At 61.9% G+C, this 14,226-nt stretch carries 12 protein-coding genes and 1 pseudogene; 8 read left to right on the top strand and 5 right to left on the bottom strand.

Features of this window, described 5'->3' with window-relative positions:
• Window positions 1-17 precede the first annotated feature (17 nt).
• The 3 genes from U5A58_RS08910 to U5A58_RS08900 form a co-directional block, all read right to left on the bottom strand.
• A complete protein-coding gene (locus tag U5A58_RS08910; protein ID WP_321961166.1) occupies window positions 18-902 on the bottom strand; it encodes a Kdo hydroxylase family protein in 885 nt (294 codons plus the stop codon).
• 253 nt (window positions 903-1,155) lie between these two features.
• Window positions 1,156-2,157, bottom strand: a complete 1,002-nt coding sequence (gene waaC, locus U5A58_RS08905) for a lipopolysaccharide heptosyltransferase I (protein ID WP_321961165.1) — start codon at window positions 2,155-2,157, stop codon at window positions 1,156-1,158.
• Between the two features lie 193 nt (window positions 2,158-2,350).
• Window positions 2,351-3,745, bottom strand: coding sequence for a phosphomannomutase/phosphoglucomutase (locus U5A58_RS08900; RefSeq protein ID WP_321961164.1), 1,395 nt, complete (start codon window positions 3,743-3,745; stop codon window positions 2,351-2,353).
• A gap of 248 nt (window positions 3,746-3,993) precedes the next feature.
• Here U5A58_RS08900 and U5A58_RS08895 point away from each other — a divergent pair, with 248 nt between their 5' ends.
• Together U5A58_RS08895 and U5A58_RS08890 are read left to right on the top strand one after the other, a co-directional pair.
• Window positions 3,994-5,256: an oligosaccharide flippase family protein gene (locus U5A58_RS08895; RefSeq protein WP_321961163.1), complete on the top strand. Its 1,263-nt coding sequence runs from the start codon at window positions 3,994-3,996 to the stop codon at window positions 5,254-5,256.
• Entirely contained in the window at window positions 5,256-6,095 is an 840-nt protein-coding gene (locus U5A58_RS08890) for a glycosyltransferase (RefSeq protein ID WP_321961244.1), read from the top strand. Before U5A58_RS08895 ends, U5A58_RS08890 begins: the two co-directional genes overlap by 1 nt.
• On the opposite strand, the gene U5A58_RS08885 is transcribed toward U5A58_RS08890, so the two are convergent.
• Together U5A58_RS08885 and U5A58_RS08880 are read right to left on the bottom strand one after the other, a co-directional pair.
• Complete coding sequence (locus tag U5A58_RS08885) at window positions 6,092-6,817, bottom strand: LrgB family protein (protein ID WP_321961243.1); 726 nt, start codon at window positions 6,815-6,817, stop codon at window positions 6,092-6,094. The genes U5A58_RS08890 and U5A58_RS08885 overlap by 4 nt on opposite strands.
• Before the next feature lie 14 nt (window positions 6,818-6,831).
• Window positions 6,832-7,203, bottom strand: a complete 372-nt coding sequence (locus tag U5A58_RS08880; RefSeq protein ID WP_321961162.1) for a CidA/LrgA family protein — start codon at window positions 7,201-7,203, stop codon at window positions 6,832-6,834.
• 336 nt (window positions 7,204-7,539) lie between these two features.
• Between U5A58_RS08880 and U5A58_RS08875 the strand changes: the two genes are divergently transcribed.
• From U5A58_RS08875 to U5A58_RS08850, 6 genes and pseudogenes are all read left to right on the top strand, one after another.
• Window positions 7,540-8,823 carry an O-antigen ligase gene (locus U5A58_RS08875; RefSeq protein ID WP_321961161.1) on the top strand — a complete coding sequence of 428 codons (1,284 nt, stop codon included), beginning with the start codon at window positions 7,540-7,542 and terminating at the stop codon, window positions 8,821-8,823.
• 894 nt (window positions 8,824-9,717) lie between these two features.
• The gene (gene cysC, locus U5A58_RS08870; RefSeq protein ID WP_321961160.1) at window positions 9,718-10,320 is read left to right on the top strand and encodes an adenylyl-sulfate kinase; all 603 of its coding nucleotides are present in this window, start codon (window positions 9,718-9,720) and stop codon (window positions 10,318-10,320) included.
• 260 nt (window positions 10,321-10,580) lie between these two features.
• Window positions 10,581-10,781: pseudogene (locus tag U5A58_RS08865) on the top strand (glycosyltransferase family 1 protein); the annotation flags it as partial.
• 176 nt (window positions 10,782-10,957) lie between these two features.
• Entirely contained in the window at window positions 10,958-11,170 is a 213-nt protein-coding gene (locus U5A58_RS40835; protein WP_415774195.1) for a hypothetical protein, read from the top strand.
• Window positions 11,171-11,223: 53 nt separating this feature from the next.
• Entirely contained in the window at window positions 11,224-12,363 is a 1,140-nt protein-coding gene (locus U5A58_RS08855) for a TylF/MycF/NovP-related O-methyltransferase (RefSeq protein ID WP_321961159.1), read from the top strand.
• 610 nt (window positions 12,364-12,973) lie between these two features.
• Window positions 12,974-14,173, top strand: a complete 1,200-nt coding sequence (locus U5A58_RS08850; protein WP_321961158.1) for an acyltransferase — start codon at window positions 12,974-12,976, stop codon at window positions 14,171-14,173.
• Window positions 14,174-14,226 lie beyond the last annotated feature (53 nt).

The raw sequence follows: 14,226 nt of genomic DNA, 5'->3' as shown, positions 1-14,226 counted from the left end.
GCTCATCGCGTGTGGATTCAAACCAGTTCCTTGCCCTTGAGGCGTTCGAGAATGCCGAGCGGCGCCCATTCGGGATGCACCATGTCCTTCACCGGCAGGAAGAAGGTCTGCTCCATCATGAATTGACCGGACATCACGGCATGCGAGGTGTGATCGGAGAAGCACACCCACACGCTGCCAGGTGGAAAGCCGATGGTCTCCTGGGGGCACGCCTTCTGATAGCCGAGATCGGCCTTCATGCCGTCGTGGAGGTTGAGCATCAGATGGTCGTACTCGCTGCGCGGCGACTTCGTGATGTGCAGCAGGTTCTGCAGCCACGCCGAACCCGGAAACTGCGGCTTGATGTTCGGCAGGAAGCGCTTTGCCATGTCCTCGAACGGCTCGCCCACGCGCCATACGCGCGGCACTCCGTTCGGGTTGACGTTGGTGAACACGCGCAGAATGCGCTCGCCGTAGTTCGGGCGCGAGGGAAACGCATCCACGTGCAGGCGCGAATCGTCCTTGCGCCACGAGGTCTCACGCGTTTCCACCTGGTGCAGGCGCAGGCTCGTGGGCGCCACGCGCAGCTTGCCCGTGTACTCGGGAAAGAGTCCGTCAACCAGCGTGCGGGCGCACGTCTGGTAACGCGCGATCAACGCGCGCACAGCCGACTGCGTGACGGCGTCGCCGAGCACGCCATGCAGCGCGCCGCCGTTGGGGTCGAGGCTGATGTTCTTGCGCTTCGGGTCGGCGATCGCGGGGTCGAGCAGCGCACGCTCGCCGCCTTCGATCGCAAAGGCCAGGTTCGGGAAATACAGCACCTTGCCCTGCTCGACGGCATCGAGCAGTGTCTCGCGCGGTTGCGAGAGCTGCTGGCCGTGCCAGTCGGCGGAAGTGATTTCGATGATCTGGGATTCGTTCATGGTCGCCCCTGGAAGCGATGGATCTGATTGCCTGCCGGTGTGGCGCGGTGCGCGCGTGGCGCGGCTTGTTGCACGCTTCGTTGCCCGCCTTTTGCGATCTCGCGCGGCTCATGCCGGACAAGCCCTGGCGCTCGCTTGTGCACATTCGTGCACCCTCGTGCGCGCCGATTCTTATACCCGCAGCCTCCCGGGTGCGCCTTGACGCGCCGCAGCCCCTCAGTCTGGCGAGCGCTCGCGCTGCGGCGGCGCGCCGCTACAGCAACCCGAAGCCCGCCAGCGCGCCCTTCACCTGCGCGAGCGTTGGCGGCTGGCCTGCCGTGCCCAGATTGACGACGTTCGGCGACCAGTAGCCGCCCGTGCGCCAGGCGGTCGCGAAATTGTACAACTCGACGGTCGGGCGCTTCAGCGCCGCCGCGATGTGCACGAGACCCGTGTCCACGCCTACCGTGGCCGCCGCGCCGTCGATCAGGCCGACCACGGCAGGCAGCGAGAGTTTGGGCGGCACGATCGCCGCTTCGCCGAATTCGCGCGCAAGGCGCTCGCTGGTGGCGCGCTCGGCCTCGCTGCCCCAAGGCAGCACGAGCGACGCGCCGCGCCGCACGAGCGCCTGGCCCAGCTCGATCCAGTTCTGGTCCGGCCACTGCTTGTCGGCGCGCGACGTGGCGTGCACGAACACCACATAGGGCACCGGCAGGTTGAGCCCCACACCCGCGAGCGCCTGAGCGGCGCGATAGGTGTCGAGGCCGAAGTCGATGTCGTCGGTGACAGAAGGCGGCGCGAGTTCGAGCGCGCCCGCAACCAGTTGGCGCGTGCGCTCGACCACGTGGGTGCGCGGCTCGATGCGGATCGAGCGGTCGTAGAAGAAACGCACGGGCCATTCGTAGCCCGCGCCATCGGTGCGGTTGCCGAGCCCGACGAGCGGCCCGCGCGCCCAGCTCGCGACCCATGCTGTCTTGATGAGCCCCTGGCAGTCGATCACGAGGTCGTACTTCTCGGCCGCGAGCGCGCGCCGGAACTCGCCGATCTCGCGCCAGTTGGCGCTCGACAAGAGGCCTTTGCGCCAGCGGCGCAGCGAGAACGGAATCGCGCGGCGCACGCCCTCCACGAGCTCGACGAGCGACTGGAAGCTCTCTTCGACGAGCCAGTCGATCTGCGCGTCGGGGTAGCGCCGACGGATATCGGCAATGGCGGGCATGTTATGGACGACGTCGCCAAGCGACGACACGCGCACGATGAGGATCTTTTGCACGCTCAAGGCTTTTGGGCCAGACAGATTAAAAAGGTGCGCAATTTTAGCGCGCCGCACGCAAATGCGAAGAAAAACCGGGGAAATGCGCGGAAAGGAATGCAAACGGCGCCGCGCCATGACTGGCGCGGCGCCATTGGGCGCGTCATCTGGCCGCAAGGGGCCGTAAGGGGCGCGAGGGGGCACAAACGGCCCCCGCGGCTTAGAACGGCAGCTTCGCGTCCGGCTTCTCGGCGAGAATCACGCGCTTGAAGTCGGCCTGGATGCGCGAAAGCGCCGCATCGTTGTCGGCTTCGAAGCGCATCACGACCACGGGCGTGGTGTTCGACGAGCGGGCAAGACCAAAGCCGTCCGGATATTCCACACGCAGGCCGTCGATGGTGATGACTTCGTCGGCGCCCGTGAACTTCGCGTTCTTCTGCAGCTTGGCGATCAGCTCGAAGTTCTCGCCTTCCTCGAGCTTCAGCTGCAGCTCGGGCGTGGCGTGCGAGTTCGGCAGGTCGTTGAGCAGCTTGCTCGGATCGGCCACGCGCGAGAGGATTTCGAGCAGACGCGCGCCCGTGTACAAGCCGTCGTCGAAACCGTACCAGCGGTCCTTGAAGAACACGTGGCCGCTCATTTCACCCGCGAGCGGCGCGCCGGTTTCGCGCAGCTTCGCCTTTACGAGCGAGTGGCCCGTTTTCCACATGAGCGGCTCGCCGCCCTTGGCCTTCACCCACTTCGCGAGATTACGCGTGCACTTCACGTCGTAGATGATCTGCTTGCCCGGATTGCGCGAGAGCACTTCCTCGGCGAACAGCATGAGCTGGCGATCGGGGTAAATGATCTGGCCGTCCTTGGTCACGACGCCCAGACGGTCGCCGTCGCCGTCGAACGCGAAGCCGATTTCCGCATCCGTTTCCTTGAGCGCGCGGATCACGTCCTGCAGATTTTCGGGGTGCGCCGGGTCCGGATGGTGGTTCGGGAAGTTGCCGTCGATTTGCGTGAACAGCTCGACCAGTTCGCAGCCCATCGCCTTGAACAGACGCGGTGCAAGCTCCCCCGCCACGCCGTTGCCGGTATCGACGACAATCTTCAGCGGACGCGCAAGCTTCACGTCGCTCACGATGCGCGCCACATATTCGTCGGCGATGTCGTACTGCGTGTAGCTGCCCTCGCCCGCGTCGAAACGCTCTGCAACGATGCGCTCGTAGAGGCCCTGGATCTGGTCGCCGTAGATCGCCTTGCCGCGCAGGACCATCTTGAAGCCGTTGTAGTCGGGCGGATTGTGGCTGCCCGTCACGACGATGCAGGAGTCCACGTTGCGCTCGCCGCCCACCAGCTTGAGCGGCACGCTCGCGGCGAAGTAGCCCACGGGCGTAGGCACCATGCCGACGTCGACCACGTCCACGCCGGCGTCGCACAGGCCGTCGGCGAGCGCTCGCGAGAGATCCGGACCCGAGAGCCGGCCATCGCGCGCGATCACCACGGCGTCGCCGCCCTGTGCACGCACTTCGCTGCCGAAGGCACGGCCGATGGCGCGCGCAGTGTCGGTGTCGAGCGTCTTGCCGATCACGCCGCGAATGTCATATGCCTTGAAAATCGATTTGGAAATCATGTTGAGGCTCACGTCCAGATGGGGATTCGGGTCTATTCGTAACACGGACAGGCAGTTGAAAGCCTCTGACGTTACGAAAAGTGGGATCCGTTACAAACTATAATTGCCGTTTTTCGGCAGTGGTATGCACCCATTTTAATGCTTCGCCGTTTCCTTTTATCGCCAAAATATTCGTCAAAAATGGCGGAGAGATCGCGCATGCCGCGTGCCTGCCCCTTTTTTAACGCCGCCCGCGATGGCGAGGCGCGATGCTGAGCCTCAAGCGCTTTGGCAACCCGGACGTCGCGCGCGCGTTTTCAAACATCGTGTGGCTCGGCCTCGAGCGCGTCACGCAGATCGCGGTGGCCATCGTCATCAGCGGCGTGCTCGCGCGCTATTTCGGCCCCGACGTATTCGGCAAGTGGCAGTACGCCAACACGCTCTTGCTCGTACTCGCGCCCATCACGTGGGTCTGCGGCGCCGAGATTCTCGTGCCCACCATCGTCAACAAACCTCCCGCGCAACTCGGCACCGTGCTCGGGAGCGCGTTCGCGCTGCGCATTGGCGTGTCGGCGGCGGCGCTCCTTGTCACGTGGGCCGGCATTGCGCTTGGCGTGACCGACTCGCTCGTCGGCGCCATGCTCGCCGGGCTCGCCGTGACGATGCTGTTTCGCGAGCCGTTCGTGGGCGTGATCAACGCCTGGCTGCAGAGCATGACGTACAGCAAGCCGCAGCTGCTCGCGAGCATGACGACGGCCGTGATCAAGGCGCTGCTCGTCTACCTGCTCGCGCGCGCGGCGTTCGCGCCCGCCACCTTCGGCTGGCTCTGGGCGCTCGAATCGGCGGCGATTGGCGCTGCGCTCGTGCTCTACTTCCGGCACCGCCACGGCGGCAAGCTCGGCTGGCACGTGGACCGCTCGCTCTTCAAGCATTTTGCGAGCGCGGGGACGGTGTTCTGGCTCGGCCTCATCTGCATGTATCTGTTCCTGAAGCTCGACCGCCTGATGCTCGAACGCACGATTTCGTTCGCCGATCTCGGCCGCTATTCGGCCGCGCAGCAGCTCAACGAGAACTGGATCACGCTCGCGCTCATGCTCTCGCAAACCATCGCACCCGCCTTCATCTACCGCGTGCAGCAGACCGCGCAACTGCGCCGCAACCTCGTGCGACTCTTCGCGATGACTGCCGTGCTGATGGTGGCGGGCGCGCTCGTGCTCGACGCGCTCGCGGGCTTCATCATCGGCCGCGTGTTCGGGCCGGACTACGAAGGCGCGATCGGCATCTTCCGCTGGGCCGTATGGCTTTCGGTGCCGGCGGGGCTCGAAGCCATCGGCAACCTCGTCGTGCTCAAATACCAGGCGAAGTTCGTGCTGCTCGCGAAATGGCTGCTCGCGCTCGCCGTGGCGTTCGCCGTGAATCTCGTTGCGATTCCGCGGCTTGGCTCGTATGGCGCGCTTTGCGGGCTCGCGGCGGGCTATCTCGCGGCCGCCTGCGTGAATCTCTATTACATCCGCTTCAAGCTAGCTTCATGATGAATTCCGCCGCGCTCCCAGCGAGCGATGCACGCGAAGGCGCCCTCGCCGACGTCGCCGTGCTCATGCCCGCGTACAACGGGCAAGACGACGTCGCGCGCACGCTCGCTTCGTTTGATGAGGACGCCACCATCTATGCGCTCGTCGTCGACGATGGCAGCACGCCGCCTATCGTCGTGCCCGCGGTGCCTGGCATGTGCGTGGAAGTCTTGCGTATGGCGAAAAACGGCGGCATCGAGCGCGCGCTGGAGGCGGGCGTCGACGCGCTTGCGGCGCGCGGTTTTCGCTATGCGGCGCGTATCGACGCGGGCGATCTCGCCGCGCCCCAGCGCCTCGCGAAGCAACGCGCGCGCATGCAGGCCGAGCCCGCGCTCGCAGCGCTCGGCACGTGGACCCAAGTGGTCAATCGCGCGGGCGAGCCGCTTTTCATGCTGCGCCCGAGCGCCGATGCGCGCACGCTGCGCCGCACGCGGCTCATGCGCTCGCCGCTCGTGCATCCGTCGGTGATGTTGCGCGTCGATGCTGTGCTTGCTGTGGGCAACTATCGTGTGCAGTATCCGGCCGCCGAGGACCTCGACTTGTTTCTGCGGCTGATGGAGCGTTACGAGTGCGCGAATCTGCCGGAACTTGGGCTGTACTATGAGCTGAATGAAGGCGGCATCAGCGCGACGAAGCGGCGGCGTCAGATCGTCTCCACGCTGCGCCTGCAACTGCGCTATCTGAACGTGCTGAACTGGCGCGACTGGGCAGGCATTGCGAAGAGCCTGCTGCACTTCGTGACGCCGTATCGCACGCTGCAGAAGATGAAACGGGCGCTGTTTGCGAACCGCTCGACCTAAATCCAGCGCAGCAGCACGGGCAACAGCACCGGCACAACGAAGGCGGTAAAAACACCGTTAAGGCCCATGCCGAGCCCGGAGAATGCACCCATCTCCTCGCTCACCTGAAACGCGCGCGCAGTACCGATGCCATGCGACGCCACGCCGATCGCAAAGCCACGTACCTCGGCCTCACGCACGCGAATGACGTTGAGAATCCAGCGCGCGGTCACCGCGCCAAACACGCCCGTCGATATCACGAGCACGGCAGTAAGCGACGGGATGCCGCCAATCTTGTCGGCGACGGCCATGGCAATCGGCGTGGTGACAGACTTCGGCGCGAGCGACGCAATGGTCTGATGCGAAGCGCCGAACAGCTTCGCAACGCCGACCGCGGACACGATCGCCGTGAGCGAGCCCGCAACGAGCCCGCCAAGCAATGGCAGCGCGCCGCGCTTGAGCTTGTCCCACTGGCGATAGAGCGGTAGTGCGAGCGCGACCGTGGCGGGGCCGAGCAGGAAGTGCACGAACTGAGCGCCTTCGAAATAGGTGCGATACGGCGTGTCCGTGACCTTGAGCGCGACAACGACGAGCGCGACGGCGATGAGCACTGGGTTCGCGAGCGGATTGTGCTTCGCACGCGCATAGATGTTGATGGCGATGAGATAGGCGACGAGCGTTACCGTTAAACCGAGCAGCGGCGTGGCGGCGAGATAAACCCAGATCGCGTCGAGCTTCGTCATGGGCAGGTGGCTGTTCACGATGCGCCCTCTCCAGCCGTCGTGCTTCGCAGCTGGCGACGCAACAATGCGCGCGTGACAATCGCGGTCACGGCGATGCCAAGCGTCGTGCTCACGAGAAGACTCGCGATCACGGCAAGCGCCTCGCCGCGCACCGCCTGCGCGGACACCATGATGCCCACGCCCGCCGGAATGAAAAGCAGAGAAAGATGCCGCAGCAATTCGAGTGCAGTAGGCTCTATGGCCACTACGGCGGCGGGCCTCATCAACGCGAAGGCGAAGAGGAGCAGCATGCCGATCACGGGACCGGGCACGGGTAGCGAGAACACGTAGGACACGCTCTCGCCGAGACACTGGAAGATCAGGAGGGCGGCAAGGGAACGAAGCATGGCTGAGGGTCGGGCGAAACTGGAAACATGCGCGGCGCGCGCAGTGTAGCCCAACGGGGCTCGAGGTGCAGCGAATCGTCATACCAACGGGCGATGCGCGCCCCTCCGCACGGACGCTGTAGACTACACACATCGCGTTTGCTCCCGATTTTTATCGGCCCGACGGTGATCACCAACATAGTGCGCCGATTACGGGGGCAACCGCGAGCAAGAAACATCTACGCGTACAATAGCGGGTTTCGCGTCATGCTCCTCGCCCACAAGGCTGCGCAGTGAGGACGTAACACGGGGACGTAGTGCAAATAACCCGCCCTTACAGACAACAGCAGTATAGCGATGCCCACAGCAGTTACGATTGATTCCCGACGCACCGTGCCCGGCGACTGGCTGACCGCGGCTTTCCTGCTCGCTTTTCCCTCCCTCGCCATGCTCGTGCAAGGCGCCTCGAGCGCCGTCTCCATCGGAGCGGGCGTCATTGCACTAGCGGCGCTGTGCTGGCGGCCCTCAGGCGCACCCTATGGGTATGCGCCACTTGAGCGTCACGAACTCGCGTTTTGCATTGCGTTGTGCGGTCCCGTTTGCGCCGTGGCCCTCAGTACGCTCTCGCATGGGCATCCTTTGTTCCGGACCTGGGATTCGCCGTCGCGGTTCCTGCTCGCGATCCCGATTTTTCTGGCACTGCGGCGCGCGCCGCAGCGAATTTTCGTCTGGGCGGACCTCTCCTTTACGCTGGGCGCCCTATCCGCGCTGGCGCTGGCCCTCTTCATGCCGCGCGATTGGGGCGATGGCCGCATCGGCAGTGCGTTCCTGAACCCGATCCATTTTGGCGATCTCGCGCTCGCGCTCGGCGTGCTGTCCGCAATTGCGATCAACTGGTGGCGCAAGGATTCGGCGCTCTGGCGCGCACTCAAGATCGCGGGACTGTTTGCAGGCCTCGCGGCTTCGCTGCTTTCAGGAGCGCGCGGCGGCTGGGCGGCAATTCCGCTGGTTGCCTTGCTGATTGTGTGGGAGCTCGGCCGCAACAAGGCGCTTCACTGGAAGGTGCTGATGCCGGTGACCGTTACGGTGTTGCTCGGGCTCGTGTACGGACTTTCGGGGACCGTGCGCGAGCGCGTCAACGGCGTGTCCTCCGACCTGACGCAGTACACGCAAGGCCACCGCGACACGTCGGTTGGCATCCGTCTGCAGCTCTATGAGGCAGCATCCACGCTGATCGCCGAACATCCGGTTCTTGGCCTCGGTGGCGACGGGTTTCGGGACAAGATGACATTGATGGCGAAGCAAGGCGCGCTCACACCCACGGCGGCGGCATTCGGCGAGGGCGAAGTGCACAACCAGCTGCTCGCCTACATGGCCAACTACGGCATTGTGGGCGGCCTCGCGCTGCTTGCGATCTACATCGTGCCGGCGGTCTTTTTCGCGGCGAAGCTCAAGTCCGCATCGAGGACGACGCGGCGCACGGCGCTCATGGGCCTGTCCTTTGCCCTGATGTTCTTCGTCTTCGGACTGACGGTCGAGACCTTCGACCTGAAGAGTACGGTTTCTTTCTACGCGACCATGCTGGCCGTTCTCGCGGCGATTGCCGAACGCACGGATACCAACGACTCTCCCGAACGCTGAGCTTCAAGGGCAGGGGTGAACGAGGGAGTCCAGGGCAGTCTCTCGGCGACGGCTATGGCATTCGGTGTGGCACCAGACTGAGCCGCGAGCAAGGCGATCGTTTGAAGCAAGGCACCGAAGAGTATGGCGACGCCGACCACCGAGACGTTGCCGTGAGCGAGCACGCAAAGAGGCGGCTGAGCACAAGCAGCGCACCGCGTTTGAGTTCGGCTCGCTGGCGATAGAGCAGTCGTGAGAGAGCGTGCTGGACGCAATTCGAATGTGACTGCTGCGGGGATGAGGACTGCACCTACGGCATAGACAACGCAACACCGAGCCTTCGCCTGCGATTGAAGCAACATGTCAGCCACCTTCTCGCACCTAACGCAACGCCGCGATATGCGAGAGGACCATCGCACCGGCGAGAGAGAGTCTGGCGTCGCCATGAGCAGTTCGCAGCGGAGAAAGCGGGCAACGGGATACAATGCCCCGGCGACACCGTTTGCCGGGACGCTTTTTCGCATCCCGGCACGCGACCGCGCTATCATTCTACAAGCCCTCACGACCCGATTATCTGTTTTGCGCCGAATACGACGTCTTCCAGACGGATGCCCTTAGTGCGTTGGCGCATGCGTCGCAACGCGGCGATGCCTATCACCCGCTCGATGACAGCTTCAGCGTTCTGGCGCCATCAATCCTTCTTGTTTTACTATCAACCGCGCTACCAGGGCGAGATGTCCCCGCCCCGGCTGCTCTAACCATGTCTGCCATCGCGCAGCACATCACCGCCCACGTGCAGCAACGCACGCTTTCCCGGTCGCCCATCGTCGCCACGAGAGTGTTGCCAGCGCAGCAAAACTAGATTCAGATCGCGCAAGCGCCCAGGCGCAGAAAGCGCGAAGAACACAACGCCACATGAAACGAGAGCCAGCGCAGATCGTCGTCGAAAGCCAGACGAGCATTCAGCCATCGGAACGCGCGCGGATCAAAGGGCAACGAGCATTCGTTGTCTGGATGACGGGGATATCCGGCGCAGGCAAATCCACCCTCGCTAATCTGCTTGAGCAGAGCTTACATGCGCGTGGCCTGCATACCGCACTGCTCGATGGCGACAGCCTCCGTCTCGGCCTGAACAGCGATCTCGGTTTCTCCGACTCCGATCGCGGTGAAAACATCCGCCGAGCCGCCGAGGTGGCAAAGCTCATGGTCAACGCCGGTCTGATTGCGATCGTCGCGACCATTTCGCCGATTCGCGCAGCACGTGAATCAGCACGCGCCCTCTTCAATGAGAACGAGTTCTTTGAAGTGTTCGTCGACACGCCCATCGAAGTTGCGGAAGCACGTGACGTAAAAGGCCTTTACGCACTAGCCCGCCAAGGTGCTATCCGCCAGTTCACCGGCATCGGCTCGGTTTATGAGCCGCCCGCGTTCCATGATGTCCATGTGCAGACGGCTCAGATGAGCAAGCAGGACTGCGTCGAAGCGATCCTGCAAAAACTGCCTGTCGGGGGCGCCTGAATTCCGACGTCTGTCGAACTGCGCGATGGACGCGAATTCCTTCAGGCAATCTAACGTGTCCGCGAGGACGGTCTGCGCTCGGTTAGAATGCTGCACACCGCACCAAACACGCCGGTTCCAGCGCGTATGTGCGCACCGCACGCATTCAGCCACGCTCCGGATCGCCCCGCCTGTGAACTTCCGCACCAACGACAACGCCCTGCAAACCGGCCGCGCCCGCCCTCCTCCACGTTGCTCTTGTCTGTAACACGGCCTGGGCGATCTACACCTACCGCCGCGGCCTCCTGCGCACGCTCACGCAGTCCGGCGCGCGAGTCTCCGTGATCGCACCACAAGACCGCACGTTCAGACCGCTCGAACAAATGAGCTGTCGTTGCATCGCGCTGCCAGTGACTTCGAAAGGTACGAACCCGCGCGACGACTTGCGCACGCTGCTCGCGCTGTTCAACCATTGCCGTGCTGCGTTATTTCAATCCGGTGGGGACACACGAGAGCGGCTTGATCGGCGAAGATCCGGCCGGTGTCCGCGACGGTTTAAGTAAGGTGGATTAGGCGCCTGCGCGCGGCTTAACAAATTTACATTCGCCCTATGTGAGGCACCGAAGAGCTCGCGACGCCCACCGCCGAGGCGATTTTCGTGAGTGAACGCGCAGCAAGCTACGAGTGTGAAAATTTTAGGGAACTTGGGCTGAACTGCGAACTGAATGGACGCGGCATCACCGCGACGAAGCCGCGGCGGCAGATCGTGTCCACGCTGCCTCTGCAACAGCGCTATCTGAACGTGCTGAACTGGCGGGATACTCTGTTGGACGTAATTCGCTGCGCGAGCTTGCACGATGATCTGAGGTAATATCCTCGCCATTCAGTTGTCTTTGTGAACCGCCATTCCAGATAGTAGAAATCATGAATTCTCATCTCGCGGCAATCTCGCTCGTCAGAAATCAATCGTACGGACCCGCGCTCGACCGCGCGCTTGCCAGGCTCCACATCAACACGTCGAAAAACATTGTCGCTGGCAGGAACGTAACCGCCGGGTATATTCGTTCCTGGGGGCTTTCCGAAGAAGACGGGTTCGCACGTGCAATCGCACAAGATCCCGTCTATCAGGAGAGTATGGAACTCGCGCGCGGCCTGACTCTGGTCGCCGAGCACAAGCTGATGAACCTCTTCCTGATCATGAAGTATGGTCTCGCCGGGGCTGACGGCGACATCGTCGAATTCGGAAGTTACAAGGGCGGTTCGGCAGTATTCATGGCGAACGTCGCACGCCGGCTCGGGATGAAAGCCCGAATCTATGCGCTCGATACCTTTGCGGGCATGCCCGAGACCGATCAGGAGCGTGACCTCCATATTGCGGGTGATTTCAATGACGCGTCGCTTGTCAAACTCCGCGCATTTGTGGAAGAGCATCAGCTGACGAATCTCACGCCCGTCCAAGGCTTGTTCGAAGACACGGCGCCCGCACTCCTGGAGAAGATCAGTGCGGTCACGCTGGCACATATCGATTGCGACATCTACCCCGCAGTGAAGTTTGCGGTCGCGGCCGTGCGGCCCAAGATGCATCCCGCCGGCGGTTACCTTGCCTTCGACGACCCTCTGCAGGCAACCTGCCTTGGCGCGCTCGAAGCAGTTGAGGACATGATTCAGACAATTGGATTACACGCAGAACAGGCCTACCCTCATCTCGTCTATCGCTACCCGGCGCCAATGGTCCGTTCGACGGACGAGTTCGACGAAGAGGCATTCGAGACGGCGATGTCGAAGGAGATCGAGCTGGCCGAGGCTCGCGCGCATATTGGCAAGATCGAATCAGACTTGCGCAGCAAGACCGAGATGCTAGGCGACGTCAACAAACAGTTAAAAGTTCTTGGTGGCCAGTTCGCCGAGACCAGCCAGCGGCTGCTTGCCATGGAAGAGCAACTCCACATTCGCGACATGCGAGTCGATGAGTTGCAGGAGAGGCTGTCGAAATTGCACGCTTCAACGAGTTGGCGCGTGACAGCTCCATTACGCAAATTGAAGACTGCGCTCACGGGCAGGTAAATCCGTCTCGACGGCGTCTTCTTCGTGCGATTGAAGCGTGAAGAGAGACATAGCCCCCTCCACGAGAGAGCCTGCCACATTTGCCGTCCCAACCCCGATCTGCGAGCCGGGTTTCGAGATTCCGCTGACTAACGAATTTGTCGCGACGATCCGCCGGTTCACCACAATCCAAAATCTCGCGATTCGACCGACCTATCATGTGTGCAGGCCCTGCGAACTGTGGGATTTCAAACTGGTCTCATCGAATCGCGTGCGTCCGAACGATCCGGGCCATGCCCTGAAAAAGGCAAACCGCCCCCCCGACGCCGCTGCCAATCCTGCAAAAGTTGCTTGGCAAATGACGCGCTATACTCCTGTTACCTCAAAATACCTAACAAAATACTTACATCGCACACGGTCTGGGCCGTGCTACCGGAGTTTGCGCGAGCGTTTGTTGAGCGGTTTGCTCGGTCTGCAGGCGGCTGCGACGCCGGGAGCACCTATGCTTACTAGCCTGGTTACGACGGCTCCTACCGGGAGGATAACTTCGATCCTTATAGGGCAGGAACGCAGCCTCAAGCAAACTGAACTGGCGAGACGGTCGCGAAACTGCAAGATCACTTGAGTCTTCATGGTAAATACACACTCGAAAAGCCCAATGACATTACCGTCCCTCGAGGGCAATAGCCATAGACAGCGCCTCGCATTCCTTGATGGACTTCGAGGCGTCTCGATCTTGCTCGTCCTTTTTCACCACGCTCTCGGACCGTGGTCCGTCATGTTCCACAATCCGGCCATCGTCTCGCCGTTTTCGGACCGCGTAGCATTTGCACCACCAATCCTGTACTCCTATCTGGCGGTCCAGCTCTTCTTCTTTATTTCCGGATACGTAATTCTTATCACGCTTGAGAAGTGCAAAGGCTTTTGGGAATTCATGCGTCGACGGTGGCTTCGACTGTTTCCAGCGATGTTGATCTGTTCATTGATCGTCTATTGCACAGCAGGTATTTTCCACGAACGTCCGCTCGGCACCCCGACGCTGGCGAGCCTCATCCCCGGTCTCACGTTCATCGAACCACAATGGATCGGCGACTTGTTGCAGCGTCCGCAACCGATCCTCGAGGGATCGTTTTGGTCCCTCTATGTGGAGATGCGTTTTTACGTCTTCTTTGGAATCGTCTACTTCCTTTTCGGTGCGCGAAAGGCAATCGGGGCATTGATCGCTTTCTATATCGTCGGCCTTTACATCCGATTCATGCACTCGGTGCCGTTCCTCGAAACGATCCCGGCGTGGCACTACGTCGCCTCGCGGGCTGACGTGGTCTATGCGAAGTTCATGTCTTACGGCCTGAGTGACTCCATTTATTACGGCATGTTTGCATGTGGTGCTGTATTTTCGCGCTATATGATTTCACGTAATCCATGGTTGTTCGCGTTGTCATTTTTCCTTGGACTGACGTCAGGCCTGATGCTCGGATGCAGTAACCCAGGAATCGGACACGTGTTGGGCGGCATGGTCATGGGCACGCTGCTAATGTGCCTTATCCCGATGTCATGTGCGATACCGTCAGCCCGGAAATTCTTCGGGAATCCGATACTTGTATTCATGGGATTCGTTTCCTATCCGCTTTATCTGGTCCATCAAAACATGATGGTATCGACGATGCTCAAGCTGCGTGCGCACGTTTCATTCATGCCGCCAACGGTCGTAGCGATAGTAGGAATGGCGCTTGTCATTACTGTTGGTTGGGTCATTGCAAAGTTTGCTGAACCGGCCGTTAAAAGTGCAATGCGGAGAATTGCATATCGCCGGCCTTCTGTATCTGCGTGAAGCAACTGTCGAGCGTTGAATCATCGGTCACGCGAGTGAAGACACTCGTTGCG

Source organism: Paraburkholderia sp. J7 (assembly GCF_905220155.1).
Taxonomy (GTDB): Bacteria; Pseudomonadota; Gammaproteobacteria; order Burkholderiales; family Burkholderiaceae; genus Paraburkholderia.
This window is presented reverse-complemented; position numbering and strand designations above follow the sequence as displayed.

Bases quoted from the DNA above. Each gene is read 5' to 3' on its own strand.
- U5A58_RS08885 (WP_321961243.1), bottom strand. From the start codon at position 6,817: ATGACGAAGCTCGACGCGATCTGGGTTTATCTCGCCGCCACGCCGCTG.
- U5A58_RS08875 (WP_321961161.1), top strand. From the start codon at position 7,540: ATGCCCACAGCAGTTACGATTGATTCCCGACGCACCGTGCCCGGCGAC.
- U5A58_RS08895 (WP_321961163.1), top strand. From the start codon at position 3,994: ATGCTGAGCCTCAAGCGCTTTGGCAACCCGGACGTCGCGCGCGCGTTT.
- U5A58_RS08900 (WP_321961164.1), bottom strand. From the start codon at position 3,745: ATGATTTCCAAATCGATTTTCAAGGCATATGACATTCGCGGCGTGATC.
- U5A58_RS08890 (WP_321961244.1), top strand. From the start codon at position 5,256: ATGAATTCCGCCGCGCTCCCAGCGAGCGATGCACGCGAAGGCGCCCTC.
- U5A58_RS08910 (WP_321961166.1), bottom strand. From the start codon at position 902: ATGAACGAATCCCAGATCATCGAAATCACTTCCGCCGACTGGCACGGC.
- cysC (WP_321961160.1), top strand. From the start codon at position 9,718: ATGAAACGAGAGCCAGCGCAGATCGTCGTCGAAAGCCAGACGAGCATT.
- U5A58_RS08880 (WP_321961162.1), bottom strand. From the start codon at position 7,203: ATGCTTCGTTCCCTTGCCGCCCTCCTGATCTTCCAGTGTCTCGGCGAG.
- U5A58_RS08855 (WP_321961159.1), top strand. From the start codon at position 11,224: ATGAATTCTCATCTCGCGGCAATCTCGCTCGTCAGAAATCAATCGTAC.
- U5A58_RS08850 (WP_321961158.1), top strand. From the start codon at position 12,974: ATGGTAAATACACACTCGAAAAGCCCAATGACATTACCGTCCCTCGAG.